Origin of the sequence: Pontivivens nitratireducens (genome assembly GCF_014235845.1) — a bacterium.
GTDB classification, from domain to species: Bacteria; Pseudomonadota; Alphaproteobacteria; order Rhodobacterales; family Rhodobacteraceae; genus Pontivivens; species Pontivivens nitratireducens.
The window spans coordinates 65,508-79,379 of sequence record NZ_JACJUQ010000014.1 but is presented as its reverse complement, the minus strand read 5'-3'; the positions used below and the strand labels follow the sequence as shown (position 1 = coordinate 79,379).

The window sequence follows — 13,872 nt, the reverse complement described above, 5'->3', positions numbered from 1 at the left end:
CAACGAGGTCGGCGCAGCCGTGAATGCGGACGATACGGTCCATGTGAAGTACTTCACACACGACTGATCGTTGCCAAAGGGGTGCGGCGGGCCTGATCGCCCGCCGCACGATCCACCTGCCGGCACCCCTGACCTGACCCGCCCGCCTTTACCTGAACGGCCACGCCCCGTGGCCCCGACCGGAAGTTTGCCCGATGCTCGCCTACATCATCCGCCGCGTGGCGCAGTCGATATTGGTCCTGCTGGTCACGGGCTTCGTCGCGTTTTCCATGTTCAGCTTCGTGGGCGATCCCGTGGAAAACATGCTGGGGCAGGAGCGTACGCAGGCCGACGTGGACCGGCTGCGCGGGCAGCTGGGACTGGATCAGCCCTTCGTCGTGCAATACGCCAAGTTTCTGCAACAGGCCGCGCAGGGCAATTTCGGGCTGAGCTATCGTCAGGGCCGCGAGGTTTCCGCCATTCTGGCAGAGCGTCTGCCCGCGACGCTGGAACTGGCCTTCGTCTCGGGCCTTCTGGCGCTGGGGGGCGGCATCGGCTTTGGCATTCTGACCGCGATCCGAAGACGCGGGATCAGCTCGAACGTCATCATGACCTTGTCCCTGGTGGGGGTATCGCTGCCGACATTTCTGATCGGAATCCTGCTGATCTATGTCTTTTCGGTGGAGCTGGGGTGGCTGCCCTCGTTCGGGCGGGGGGAGGTCGTCGATCTGGGATGGTGGACCACCGGGTTCCTGACCGTCAGCGGGCTGAAGGCGCTGGTCCTGCCCGCGATCACGCTGGGCCTGTATCAGATGACGCTCATCATGCGGCTGGTGCGGACCGAGATGATGGAGGTGCTGCGCATGGACTACATCCGCTTTGCGCGCGCGCGCGGATTGCGCGAACGCTCGATCAATTTCCGCCATGCGCTGCGCAACACCCTGGTGCCCGTCATCACGATCACCGGTCTGCAACTGGGCAGCATCATCGCCTTCGCCATCATCACGGAGACGGTTTTCCAGTGGCCGGGCGTCGGATTGCTGTTCATCAACGCGGTGCAATTCGTCGATATTCCGGTGATGGCCGCGTATCTGATGATGATCTCCGTCATGTTCGTCGGCATCAACCTGATCGTCGATCTGCTGTATTTCGCCATTGATCCGCGCCTGCGCGTCGATGGCAAGGCCGGGGGGCACTGAATGTCCGATCATCAGATAGAAATCGAAACCCGCCGCACGCCCGGACGTCTGGCGCGGGCGTGGAACGGCGATCTGGCCTATTCGTTCCGGCATTCGCCGGTGGCGATGATCTCCGCCTTCATGGTGGCGCTGCTGGTTCTGTCGGCGGTCTTCGCGCCGTGGATCGCGCCGCACAACCCCTTCGACCCCGGATCGCTGAACCTGATGAACGGGTTCACACCCCCGGGAGAGCCGAACGCCTTCACCGGTGAGGTGTTCCTGCTGGGCACCGACGATCAGGGGCGGGACGTGTTCTCAACCATCCTTTACGGGATGCGGATCTCGCTATTGGTGGGGTTCTCCGCCGTGATGTTGGCGATGGTGATCGGCGTGGTTCTGGGGCTGTTGGCGGGCTATCTGGGCGGCTGGATCGAAAGCGTCATCATGCGCATTGCCGATATCCAGCTGACCTTTCCCGCGATCCTGGTGGCGATGCTGATCTTTGGCGTGGCCAAGGGGATCACCCCGCCGGAATATCGCGATCAGATGGCGATCTACGTGCTGATCCTGGCGATCGGCCTGTCGGACTGGGTGCAATTCGCCCGCGTCGTGCGCGGGGCCACGCTGGTCGAGAAGAACCGCGAATATGTCGAGGCCGCCCGGCTGGTCGGACGCCGCCCGTTTTCGATCATGATCCGGCACATCCTGCCCAATGCGCTGAACGCGGTGCTGGTGATCGCGACGATCAGTCTGGCGCTGGCCATCATCGCGGAGGCGACGCTGTCGTTTCTGGGAGTGGGCGCCCCGCCGACCAAGCCGTCGCTGGGCACGCTGATCCGCATCGGGCAGGGCTACATGTTCTCGGGCGAGTGGTGGATCCTGCTGTTCCCGGCGCTGACGCTGCTGGCGCTGGCGCTGTCCATCAATCTGCTGGGTGACTGGCTGCGCGACGCGCTCAACCCCCGACTGCGCTGAGGTATCTGCATGAGCGAGCCTGTTCTGTCCGTCCGCGACCTGGTCGTGGAAATCCCCACCCGCCACGGTGTGCTGCGCCCGGTGGACGGGGTCAGTTATGACATTGCCGCCGGTGAAATCCTGGGGGTGGTGGGGGAATCCGGCGCGGGCAAGTCGATGACCGGCAACGCCGTGATCGGCCTGCTGGACCGGCCGGCGCGCATCGCCTCGGGCGAGGTTCTGTTGCAGGGGCAGCCGATCCACCAGTTGCAGGGCGCGGCCTTGCGCAAGCTGCGGGGCCGGCACATGGGCATGATCTTTCAGGATCCGCTGACCTCGCTGAACCCGCTGCTGACGGTGGGCGACCAGTTGACCGAAACGATACAGGAGCATCTGGACCTGAGCGCCAGTCAGGCGCATGAGCGGGCCATCGCCGCTTTGGATGAGGTCGGCATCCCCGCCGCCCGCCAGCGGATCGACAGCTATCCGCACGAATTTTCCGGCGGGATGCGCCAGCGGGTCGTGATCGCGCTGGCGCTGTGCGCGGAACCCGAACTGATCATCGCGGATGAACCGACCACCGCGCTGGACGTGTCGGTGCAGGCGCAGATCATCGCGTTGCTGCGCCGGTTGTGCCGCGAACGCGGTGTCGCGGTGATGCTGGTAACACATGATATGGGCGTAATAGCGGAGGCCGCGGACCGCGTGGCGGTGATGTATGCCGGGCGTCTGGCCGAGCTGGGCCCCGTGCGTGAGGTCGTGACGCAGGCGCGCCACCCCTATACGGCGGGGCTGATGGCCTCCACCCCGGTGGCGTCGCAGGGACAAAAGCGCCTGCGCCAGATCCCCGGTGCCATGCCGCGTCTGGATGCGGTGCCTGCGGGCTGTGCCTTCCACCCCCGATGCGAACGGGCGCAGGCGCGCTGCCGTCAGGCGCCGGGTCCGACCTTGCAGGCCTGTGACGGTCGCGCCGCGTGCTGGTTCCCGATCACCCATGAGCAGGAGGCCACCTTATGAGCGCGCTGATCCGGGTCGAAAACCTTGTCCGGGACTTCGATGTCTCGAAACCGTGGCTGAACCGCGTCATCGAACGCCTGCCCAGGGCGAAGCTGCGCGCGGTGGCGGATGTCAGCTTCGAGATCGAGGAACGCTCGGTCTATGCGCTGGTCGGGGAAAGCGGCTCGGGCAAATCCACGATCGGGCGCATCATCGCGGGTCTGATCCCGGCCAGCGCGGGCAGGGTGGTCATCGACGGCGTGGACATCGTCGATCAGGGCGGGCCGGATGCGGTGCGCTCTGAATTGCAGATGATCTTTCAGGATCCCTATGCCTCGCTGAACCCGCGATGGAAGGTGCGCGACATCATCGCGGAACCCGTCGCCGTGCGGGGTGAGCGGACGCAGGGTCTGGCGGAGAAGCTGCTGGAACAGGTCGGTCTGTCAGCCACGGATGCGGGCAAGTTCCCGCACGAGTTTTCCGGTGGCCAGCGGCAGCGGATCTGCATCGCGCGGGCGCTGGCCTCGAACCCGAAGATCATCATTTGTGATGAGCCGACCTCGGCGCTGGATGTCTCGGTCCAGTCACAGGTGCTGAACCTGATGAGCGATCTGAGGGAGGAGATGGGCCTGACCTATCTGTTCATCAGCCACGACCTGACCGTGGTGCGCCACATGGCGGACCGGATCGGAGTGCTCTATCTGGGATCGCTGGTTGAGGAGGCACCCCGCGACCGGCTGTTCGACGCGCCCAAGCATCCCTATACCCGGATGCTGTTCGACGCCGCCCCGCGCATGGATGCGTTCGGGCGCGAGGTCGATCCGCCCAAGGGCGAGATTCCCGACGCCATCAACCCGCCCCCCGGCTGCCCCTATCACCCGCGCTGCCCGCTGGCGACGCAGATCTGCAAGGAGGAGCATCCCGCCCCCCGCATGATCGGTGAAACCCGCGTGCGCTGTCACCACGCGGAGTAAGCCGCGGGGCCGGACGCTGGGGATTTCCAGGGTAGATAACCGTTCGCCTAGGCAGAGGTGGTGGGGCTGGCCGTGACCAGCCCCCTTAAGTCAGACCCGCTCAAGCGCGATGGCGATGCCCTGACCGACGCCCACGCACATGGTCGAGAGCGATTTTTGCCCCGGTTCCAGATCCAGCATCGCGGTGCCGGTGATCCGCGCACCCGACATGCCCAGCGGATGCCCCAGCGCGATGGCCCCGCCGTTGCGGTTCACCCGCGCGTCATCATCCGCGACACCCAGTTGGCGCAGCGTGGCAAGGCCCTGGCTGGCGAAGGCCTCGTTCAACTCGATCACGCTGAAATCGTCGATGCTCAGACCCAGACGGGCCATCAGGTTTTGCGAGGCGGGCACCGGCCCGATCCCCATGACGCGCGGCGCGACGCCAGCGGTGGCCCCGCCCAGAATGCGGGCGATGGGGGTCAGGCCGTGGCGCTCGGCCATCTCGGCCGTGGCGATGATCAGCGCCGCCGCGCCGTCATTCACGCCCGATGCGTTGCCTGCGGTGACGCTGCCGCCCTCACGGAACGGGGTGGGCAGGGACGCGAGTTTTTCCGCCGTCGTGGCGCGGGGATGCTCATCGCGATCGACCACGACCGGATCGCCCTTGCGCTGTGGAATCGAGACCGGCGTAATCTCACGCGCCAGACGGCCCGAGGCCTGCGCCGCCGCCGCCCGTTCCTGACTGGCCAGCGCGAAGGCATCCTGATCCGCCCGCGAAATGCCGAAATCGGCGGCGACGTTTTCCGCCGTCTCGGGCATGGATTCGACGCCGTATTGCGCCTTCATCGCGCGGTTGACGAAGCGCCAGCCGATGGTGGTGTCGTGGATTTCGGCCTTGCGAGAAAACGCGGCATCCGCCTTGGGCATCACCAGGGGCGCGCGCGACATGCTTTCGACCCCACCGGCGATGGCCAGGTCCATCTCTCCGGCGCGAATGGCGCGGGCGGCGGTGATGATCGCATCCATGCCCGACCCGCACAGCCGGTTCATCGTGGTGCCCGGCACGGTTTCAGGCAGGCCCGCCAGCAGGGCGGACATGCGCGCGACGTTGCGGTTGTCCTCTCCGGCCTGATTGGCGCAGCCATAGATCACTTCGTCTATCGCGGCAGGATCCAGCCCGGTACGTTCGATCAGCGCCCGGATCGGGATCGCACCCAGATCGTCGGTGCGCACAGGGGCCAGCCCCCCGGCATAGCGTCCGATCGGGGTCCGGATATAGTCGCAGATATAGGCGTCGGTCATGGCTGTTCCTCAGGGCAATTCAAATTCCCCCGGACAATCGCCATGCTGAGACGCGCCAGTCAAGCCTTGCGAAGGCACTGCCATCAAACGGTGCGATCCGCCCAGCCGGCAAATGTCTTCTCCAACGCGACCACGATGTAGTAGAGGACGATCCCCAGAAACGCGAGCGCGATCAGGACCGCGAACATCAGCGGATAGTCGGAATTCGTCTTGCCGCTGTCGAACAACGCGCCCAACCCGCGCCCGTGGGGGGACACGATCTCCATCAGATTGGTGCCGATAAAGGCCAGCGTGACCGCCACCTTCAACGCGCCGAAGAATTCCGGCAAGGTCTTGGGCAACGCGATCTTCCAGAAGATCGTGGCCTGCGACGCGCCGAGCGAACGCAGGATATCGCGGTATTCCGGCTCCAGCGTACTCAGCCCGATGGAAACGGACACCGCGATGGGAAAGAACGAGATCATGAAGGCGATCAGCACCGTGTTGAAATCGTGCCAGCCCACGAACATCAGCGCCACGATGGGCACCACCGTCGCCTTGGGCACCGCGTTGAACCCCACCAGCAGCGGGTAGAGCGCATCGCGCATCGTGCGCGAGAATCCCATCACCATCCCCAGCGCCACGCCGAAGATCACGGCCAGCACCAGCCCCGCCACCGTGCGCCACAGGGTTTGCCAGCCCATTGTCAGGAACAGGCCCCAATACCGCTCATATGCCGGGATCAGATCGCTGGGTGAGGCCATCTTGTAATTCGGCCAGCCCATGATCCAGACCAGCGCCTCCCACGCGATCAGGAACACGATGACCGCGACCAGCGGGACGATGATCTGACGGGCCTTCATGCGGCATCTCCTGCGGGGGTGCGGCCCTGGGCGACCTCGATCTGGTGGCGCAGGATGTTCAGGCGCTCCGCGGCCTCGGGGGTATAAAGATCGTCTAGGGTGCGCAGCCCGGTATCGGGAATATCCAGCACGAACTGGGTTCTGGCGGGGCGGCTCGACAGCACCACCACCCGGTCGGCCAGAAAGATGGATTCGCGCAGATCATGCGTGATCAGGACGCCGGTGAACGGCTCCTCCGCCTTTACCTTGTGCATCGTCTGCCACAGATCCTCACGGGTGAAGGCATCCAGCGCGCCGAACGGCTCATCCAGGATCAGCACTTCGGGCTGGTGGATCAGCGCGCGGCACAGCGAGGCCCGCTGCTTCATGCCACCGGACAGTTCCGAGGGGCGCTTGTCCTCGAACCCGTCCAGGCCGACCAGCGCCAGCAAGCGGCGGGCGCGGTCGCGTGCCTCGGCCCGCGACAGCTTGTTCGGCACGATTTCCAGCGGCAGCAGGACGTTTTGCAGAATGGTGCGCCATTCCAGCAAAACCGGGTTCTGAAACGCCATTCCGACATTCGAGCGGGGGGCAGTGATGCGCGTGCCGTGTACCCGAACCTCGCCCTCATCGGGGATCAGTAGACCCGCAACCAGACGGGTCAGGGTGGATTTGCCACAACCCGACGGCCCGACGACAGCGACGAAGCCGCCCTCGGGCACGCTGAGCTCCAGCCCGTCCAACACGGGCAGCGGGCCGGAGGCGGTGCGATAGGAATGGCGCACCGCCGTGATGTCGATCAACTTGTCGATCATGTCGTCTGGCATCATTCGCTGAGGTCGAACCCGCCCTCGGGCAGATAGGCATCGGTGAAGTAGAGCGATGCGTCAGGCGTCGTCGTGAACTCATAGGTCGTGGCGATCTGCTCCAGCGCCGCGGCCATGCGGGCGTCGTCGATAATGCCGAAGCCGTTTTCCATCACCCAATCGGTCGCCACGTTGTCCGCGATGGACAGTTCCAGACGGCGCTGCTCCAGCTCCGCATCGGCGGCGGGGTTGCGCGCGATCAGCATCGGGATCACGGCGGCGGGGTCTGCGATGGCATCGGCCCAACCCTCGGCCACGCCGGTCAGGAAGTTCGCGATCACCTGCGGGTTTTCCTGCGCGTAATCGGTGTTGACGATGATGACGTTGCCGTAAAGGTCCACGCCGTAATCGGCCATCAGGATCGTGACGAGGTCATCCTCGGGCACGCCCAGACGGGCCGCGTTCAGGTAGGACGTGAACGAAAAGCCGGTGATCGCATCGACGCGCCCCTCGGCCAGCATGGGTTCGCGAGTGGGAAAGCCCACCGGCTCCACCGTGATCGCACCCATGTCCAGATCGTTTTCGGCGGCGAAGATCGGGAACTGCGCCCATGCGCCATCGGGCGGCGGCGCGCCCAGGATGCGACCTTCGAGGCTGGCCGGATCGCTGATCCCCTGCGAGGCCCGGCCAATGATGGCGAAGGGCGGCTTGTCATAGATCATCATCGCACCGATGACGGGCGCGCCGGGGTTCTGGTCGAGGAATTTCACAAGGCTGTTGATGTCCGCCATCCCGACCGGAAACGCGCCGGTCGCGACCTTCGGGATTGCATCGAGAGAGCCGTTGCCCGCCTCCACCGTCACATCCAGATCCAGTGCCGCGAAATTGCCGTTGTCGATGGCGGCGAAATAGGGCGCGGCGGGCCCCTCGAATTTCCAGTCGAGCGCGAAGGGCATCGCGGTCTGGGCGCTGACGGCGGTCGCGCCCAGCAGCGAGGCGGCGATCAGAATGCGGGTGAACATGGGTGAATCCCTCAATAGCATACGGTTTCGCACAGTCTGAGAGACGACGCGCCCGGCACGCCACAAAAATCATGCACCACGCATCCGCCCCGGCACGATTTCCCGCGCACTTGCACAATTTTCGCCCAGCCTGCCCACACGAACGGCACGAAACAAAGGCGGCGCTGCATATTCTGGCATCGGGTGCCACACGCTTCGGTTGAAACGGTCGATATTTTACATAACCTTCCTTATGATCCGCTCCGGGATGGCCCGGAACAGCAATGCGGCTTTGCCCGAACTGGCCAGGATCAAACGGAATGCGCCCGACCCAAAGTGGCGTTCGGGCGCATGGGTGTAAGGCAAACGATCCGGGCGTCAGATGCAGGAGGTCACTTGCTCGACCCCCGCCTCAACGTCGTGGCCGCCCCGGCCGGCGGTGTTTTGACTGGGGGCTAGTTGCTTGGGGTGCATTTCGCGTCGGGGCCGGTGCAGATCACCGTGACGGCGTCGATATCCGCGTCACCCTCGGAATCGTTGCCGGTATTGGTATATTCGATGGTCAACTCGCCCATGCCTTCCATCAGGGCTTCGGGGTCGGCCATCCGCAGCAATGCCGGGCGAAACGCCGTCATCTGCATCTCGACGCTTTCCGCACCACCCAGGGGGGCGAACAGGGTGTCAAATCCGCCGTCCTGCAAATCCGCAAAGGCATTCGGGTCTTCCAGAACGATCGTTCCGGATATCTTTCCCGCCTCGGGTGCCAGGGTCACCTCGGCGATGCGGGCGTCCTGTGCGATGCTGGCGGCGGCGGTCATCATGTCCTGATCCGCATCTGCGCCGCCTTTGAAGTCAATGACCATGACGAAGGACGGCATGCCCATATCCATCGTCACATTCTGGCGGTTCGCATCCGGGTTCCGGGCCTGAGACTGGCCGGACGTGTCTTGCGCGGGGGCCGTTTCCTGCGATTGCTGTGCGGCGGAAGGCGTGGACAGCGCGACCAGCATCGCGGCGATATATGCAGCCTGTTTCATGATTTCGATACTCCATTGGGTCAGAATGATTGGGTCAGGAATACCTGTTCAACCCCGATGGCGGTGTGGGGTTCCGACATCGCGGCATCAGCGGTCACTCAACCAGGAAAAGGGCGATCTGCGGAAACACCGCCAGCAGGCCTATGAACCCCAGTATGCCGACCACAAAGGGCATGCATCCCAGGAAGATCTTGCCCAGCGGCACATCCTGCGCAACGGTCTTGATCACATAGACATTGACGCCCAGCGGCGGCGTCACCAGCCCGATCTCCGCCACGATGATGACATAGATGCCGAACCAGACCGGGTCTATGCCAAGCGCCATTGCAATCGGATACAGGATCGGCACCGTCAGGATCAGCATGCCGAACACGTCGAGCACGCAGCCCAGCACGAGGTAAAGCAGTGTCACCGCGAAAATGAACTGGAAATAGCCCAGATCCATGGCCAGCATCGCGCCCGTGATCGCTTCGATCAGGCCCGTCTGCACGAGGAACCGCGTGAACAGCGTGCCTCCCACGATGATGACGAACAACATCGTGGACATCAGCGCCGCATCGGTCAGCGAAGCCCGGATCGCGTCAAAGCTGAGGCTGCGTTGGAAAAAGCCCAGGACCAGAACCACAAAGACGCCGATCACGGAGCCTTCGGTCGGGGTAAAGACACCCAGGTAAAGCCCGCCCAGCAGCACGGTGAACAGCCCCAGCACCGGCAGCACGCCAAGCAGCGCCCGAACCCGTTCGGCCAGCGCCGGCGCGGCGACCTTGTGCCCCCCTTGATCCGGGTCGATGCGCACGATCAGAACGATGGTCGTGGCAAAGATCAGGGCAATTATCAGCCCCGGCACGACCCCCGCCACGAAAAGCGCGCCAATCGAAGTCTCCGTCATCAGGCCATAGAAAATCATGATGATGCTGGGCGGGATCAGGATGCCCAGCGTGCCGGAGGCCGAAAGAACGCCGGTGGACAATGGCATGCCATAGCCATAGCGTCGCATCTCGGGGATGATGATGGCCCCCATCGTGCGGGCGGTCGCCGTGCTGGAACCGCTCACCGCGCCAAATCCGGCACAGGCGAAAACCGCCGCGATCGCCAGACCGCCGGGCATCCAGCTGAGCCAATAGGAGGCGGCCCGGAACATGTTTCGGGCAATCCCCGTATGATAGATCAGGTTGCCCATCAGAATGTAGAAGGGAATGGCGATCAGCACGAACTTGGTCCCTTCGGACCAGAACGACAGCGTGATCTGGGTCATGGCCGTGGACAGCGAACCCACGATGGCCAGACCGCCGATCCCCACCGCGATCAGGCTCAACCCGATGGGAACACCGATCACGATCAGCAGGATCAGAAGGACAAACGCGCCGGTTCCCAGAGCGATCACAACGCGTCCCCCCGCACCGGATCGCCGCTCGGGCGCGGCCACAGCAGCTTCCACCCCGCAAGAACAGCGCAGACCGCCCCCACGACACCCAGCGCCCCACGGAACCAGTGAAGCGGCAGGCCCAGATCCGTGGACCGCTCGTTGAACAGAATCATCAGCTCGATGTCGCTCCAGCATTGGATGACGATCAGCACGCTGACCCCCAGCAGGATAAGCCAGACCAGCCGCGCCAGCGCATTGTTCAGGCCCGGCCGCATCATCGTGGTCAGGAAATCGGCCCGGATATGCACGTCACGGCGCCAGCTTTCGGGCAGGGCCAGAATGATCGCCATGAACAGGGTGATGGTCGAGGCCTCCTGCGCCCAGACCAGCGGCGCATTGAACACATATCGCAGGGTGACATCGACACCGATGAGCACCAGAATCATCGGCAGACAGACATAGGCAGAGAGAAAGAAGAGTCCGCGGGATACTTTGGATATAGGGGTCATGGCCGCCTCTGTTTTGGCTCGAAAACCGGCCCCGCTTGCGCGGGACCGGGCTTGCTACATCTGGACGGGGGGGCGTGTCAGCGCAGACCCTCGACCGGCGGCAGAGCCAGAATTTCCTCGTCGCTCATGCCCTCGTACTTGTCACGCAGCTCGCGCATGTCGTTGACGAAGGCAGCGGCGACGGACCCTTCACCGCCGTTTTCCGCCACGAAACCCTCCCACATCGGGTTCAAAAGCTCCGCGATCCGGGCCTGTTCCTCCTCGCTGGCCTGAACGATTGTCACGCCTTCCTCGGTCATGCGTTCGATGGCGCTTTGCGTCAGGCCCATATACATGCGCGCATAATCATAGCCCGCCTGATTGCCCGCCTCGGCCACGACCGCCTGAAGTTCGGGCGACAAGCCGTCATAGAACGCCGCGTTGATCGCATGGGGGATCGCGACGCGGGCCGCATTCATCTGATAGTAATGCTTGCCCACCTCATACATGCGATAGGCGACCATGTCGGCGCTGGCCAGGATGATGCCGTCCACAACCCCCTGCTGGAACGCGGTATAGGCATCGGTAATCGACATGGTGACCGGAATGCCGCCCAACCTCTCCACGATCTCGGTTGCGGTGCTGCCGCCCGCCCGGATGCGCAGGCCGCGCAGGTCTTCGAGTGAGTTGATCGGCTGCGATGCCAGAATATCATAGCTCGGCGTCGAGGCGTTGAAGGCCAGCTTGACCCGCATCCGCTCATATTCATCCCGCAGATAGGTTGCGTAAAGTTCGTCCATCACGCGCACCGTGGCGATGTCGCTGTCGGGCATCGCACCGGGCAGTTGCAGCCCGTGGAACAGTGAGAAACTGCTCGCCTGATAGAGCGGCCATGCCGAGGTTATGTCGGTGATGCCGGTCGCCGCCGCGCGAAAACCGTCCGCGACAGGGTGCAGCACTTCACCGGGATAGCGTGCGACGTCGAACTCACCCTCGCTCAGGCTTTCGAGCCGCGCGGCGTAAGGCTCCATCACCTCCTGCCAGGCGGCGGATGTGGCGGGCTGGTTGTAGGACAGTATGACCTCTGTCTCCGCCTGCGCCGCCACAGGGGCCATGCCTGCCAATGCCACGGCCAGCGCCATGCCTGCCGTCTTGATTCTGGTTGCTTTCATGATATCCGATCCTCCCTAGATTTATCTGGCAGCTTTCGCGCCAGCGGATTTTTGAGCCTGTCCCGCATGCCGTATCGGTCCGCGGAACGGGCCTTAGTTCGGGTCCTGCGCTGCGTGCTGACCCGCGATGAAGCCGAACGCCATGCCCGGTCCCAATGTGATACCCCCGCCCGAGTAGTTGCCGCCCAGAACGCTGGCCATGTCATTGCCCACGGCATAAAGCCCGCGGATGACGGCGCCGTCCTCATCCAGCGCGCGCGCATGGTGATCGGTTCTGATGCCAGCGAAGGTGCCGATGCTGCCGGGGATCACCCGCAGCGCATAGAACGGGCCGTCGCTGATCGGGGCCATGCAGGGGTTCGGCGTGATTTCCGGATCACCGTGGAAGCGGTTATATGCGGTGCTGCCCCGGCCAAATTCGGTATCGACACCGTTCGGCACCTCGGAATTGAACCGTGCAACCGTTTCTTTGAAAGCGACAGGATCCAGACCGGCATTGCGGGCCAGATCGTCCAGCGTCTTGCCCTCGACCAGATATCCCGACTTGATATTCGGCTTCAGGGGCAGCGGCGCGGGTTTGACATAGCCCAGGCCGTATTTGCGGATGGTGCGGTGGTCGCAGATCAGGAACGCCTCGACGGGTTGGCCCGGCGGGGTTGCGCGCTCCATGCCCTGAACGAAGTCGTGATAGCTGTTGGCCTCGTTGACAAAGCGGCGGCCATTGCGCTGCACGGCGATGACGCCGGGCTTGCCCCTGTCGACGAAATGCGGAAACGGTCCCTTGGTCCCGTCCGGGCGCGGAACCAGGCTGGTGGGGGCCCAGGCGGCCGCGTTGGGGTAATCGAGCACCGTGGCGGCGCCGATCCTCTCGGCCAGGCTCAGCCCGTCGCCGGTATTGCCCGGACTGGCCGCCGACACATGCTCCCCCTCGGCGGAGGGATGCTTGTAGAGCGTCTTGCGCCGCGCGATATCCTGCGGAAACCCGCCGCAGGCCAGCACAACGCCGCGCGCGGCCATGACGCGCCTCTGCCCTTGCGGTGTCAGGATCGTGGCACCGGTCACGGCCCCGTCGGCATCCCGCTCCAACGCCTTGACCGGACTGTCGAGCAGCACCTCCACGCCCAGATCGCGGGCCGTACGGTAGAGCCGCGCCGCCAGCGCATTGCCGTTCGTCAACATTTGCGACCTGCCGGTGAACGCCTTGTCCAGCCCGAACCTGGTCAGGCGCCGCGTCACATACAGGAACGAGGCGAGCGATTTGAACGCACGGTAGAAGTGCCAAAGCTCCTTGCCCGACCCGATGGCGAGGCCGAACAGCGTCAGCTCCTTGCGCGGGGGTCGCAGCTTGTTCAGGTCGCTCCCCAGTATCGAGGCCTTCACGGGCCTGACCAGAATCGAACGCCCGCCCGGCTTTCCGCCCGGCGCGTCCGGGTGATAGTCGGAAAATGCGGCGGAAACCTCGAATTCCACCTCCGTTTGCTCCTGCATGAAGGCGACCATCTCGGGCCCGCCTTCCAGAAAGGCATTCACACGCTCCGCATCGAACTGATTGCCGGCCTCGTGCCTCATATATTCATAGGCCGCCTGCTTGCTGTCCTCCACGCCGGCTTCCTGGCTGACAGGGTTGTTCGGAATCCACAGATAGCCGCCCGACAGCGCCGTCGTGCCGCCGAACACCGGTTCCTTTTCGACGACAATAACCTTGAGCCCCTTTTTCGCGGCCACGATGGCAGCGGTCATGCCACTGGCCCCGGAACCGGCGACCAGAAGGTCACATTCAACTATCGGCAGTTCGTCCGTCATGGTTCATTCTTTC

13 protein-coding genes are annotated in these 13,872 nt (G+C 64.2%); 4 read left to right on the top strand and 9 right to left on the bottom strand.

Translation table 11 applies throughout. From position 1 onward, the window contains the following. Nucleotides 1–194 precede the first annotated feature (194 nt). The 4 genes from H1S03_RS14300 to H1S03_RS14285 are packed head-to-tail and all read left to right on the top strand — an operon-like array spanning nucleotide 195 to nucleotide 4,081. Entirely contained in the window at nucleotides 195–1,178 is a 984-nt protein-coding gene (locus H1S03_RS14300) for an ABC transporter permease (protein ID WP_166195587.1), read from the top strand. Continuing rightward, on the top strand, nucleotides 1,179–2,132 hold the full coding sequence (locus H1S03_RS14295) for an ABC transporter permease (RefSeq protein ID WP_166195590.1): 954 nt from the start codon (nucleotides 1,179–1,181) through the stop codon (nucleotides 2,130–2,132). A 9-nt stretch (nucleotides 2,133–2,141) separates the two neighbouring features. After that, nucleotides 2,142–3,128, top strand: coding sequence for an ABC transporter ATP-binding protein (locus tag H1S03_RS14290; RefSeq protein WP_166195594.1), 987 nt, complete (start codon nucleotides 2,142–2,144; stop codon nucleotides 3,126–3,128). Next, nucleotides 3,125–4,081 carry an ABC transporter ATP-binding protein gene (locus H1S03_RS14285; protein WP_185804998.1) on the top strand — a complete coding sequence of 319 codons (957 nt, stop codon included), beginning with the start codon at nucleotides 3,125–3,127 and terminating at the stop codon, nucleotides 4,079–4,081. The genes H1S03_RS14290 and H1S03_RS14285 overlap by 4 nt, the downstream gene beginning before the upstream one ends. Nucleotides 4,082–4,171: 90 nt before the next feature. Here H1S03_RS14285 and pcaF read toward each other — a convergent pair whose 3' ends face one another. The 9 genes from pcaF to H1S03_RS14240 form a co-directional block, all read right to left on the bottom strand. Then, the gene (gene pcaF, locus H1S03_RS14280; RefSeq protein ID WP_185804997.1) at nucleotides 4,172–5,365 is read right to left on the bottom strand and encodes a 3-oxoadipyl-CoA thiolase; all 1,194 of its coding nucleotides are present in this window, start codon (nucleotides 5,363–5,365) and stop codon (nucleotides 4,172–4,174) included. An 83-nt stretch (nucleotides 5,366–5,448) separates the two neighbouring features. After that, nucleotides 5,449–6,207 (bottom strand): ABC transporter permease, encoded by a 759-nt coding sequence (locus H1S03_RS14275; RefSeq protein WP_166195603.1) that lies wholly within the window; start codon nucleotides 6,205–6,207, stop codon nucleotides 5,449–5,451. Beyond that, nucleotides 6,204–7,016, bottom strand: coding sequence for an ABC transporter ATP-binding protein (locus H1S03_RS14270; protein ID WP_249777939.1), 813 nt, complete (start codon nucleotides 7,014–7,016; stop codon nucleotides 6,204–6,206). Before H1S03_RS14270 ends, H1S03_RS14275 begins: the two co-directional genes overlap by 4 nt. Beyond that, a complete protein-coding gene (locus H1S03_RS14265; RefSeq protein ID WP_185804996.1) occupies nucleotides 7,013–8,014 on the bottom strand; it encodes an ABC transporter substrate-binding protein in 1,002 nt (333 codons plus the stop codon). Before H1S03_RS14265 ends, H1S03_RS14270 begins: the two co-directional genes overlap by 4 nt. A gap of 434 nt (nucleotides 8,015–8,448) precedes the next feature. Further along, nucleotides 8,449–9,030 (bottom strand): hypothetical protein, encoded by a 582-nt coding sequence (locus H1S03_RS14260; RefSeq protein ID WP_185804995.1) that lies wholly within the window; start codon nucleotides 9,028–9,030, stop codon nucleotides 8,449–8,451. A 94-nt stretch (nucleotides 9,031–9,124) separates the two neighbouring features. After that, nucleotides 9,125–10,456, bottom strand: coding sequence for a TRAP transporter large permease subunit (locus H1S03_RS14255; RefSeq protein WP_185804994.1), 1,332 nt, complete (start codon nucleotides 10,454–10,456; stop codon nucleotides 9,125–9,127). Next, the gene (locus H1S03_RS14250) at nucleotides 10,411–10,905 is read right to left on the bottom strand and encodes a TRAP transporter small permease (protein ID WP_166195611.1); all 495 of its coding nucleotides are present in this window, start codon (nucleotides 10,903–10,905) and stop codon (nucleotides 10,411–10,413) included. Before H1S03_RS14250 ends, H1S03_RS14255 begins: the two co-directional genes overlap by 46 nt. 77 nt (nucleotides 10,906–10,982) lie before the next feature. Then, nucleotides 10,983–12,056: a TRAP transporter substrate-binding protein gene (locus H1S03_RS14245; protein ID WP_185804993.1), complete on the bottom strand. Its 1,074-nt coding sequence runs from the start codon at nucleotides 12,054–12,056 to the stop codon at nucleotides 10,983–10,985. A 93-nt stretch (nucleotides 12,057–12,149) separates the two neighbouring features. Further along, nucleotides 12,150–13,859, bottom strand: a complete 1,710-nt coding sequence (locus H1S03_RS14240; protein ID WP_185804992.1) for an FAD-dependent oxidoreductase — start codon at nucleotides 13,857–13,859, stop codon at nucleotides 12,150–12,152. Nucleotides 13,860–13,872 lie beyond the last annotated feature (13 nt).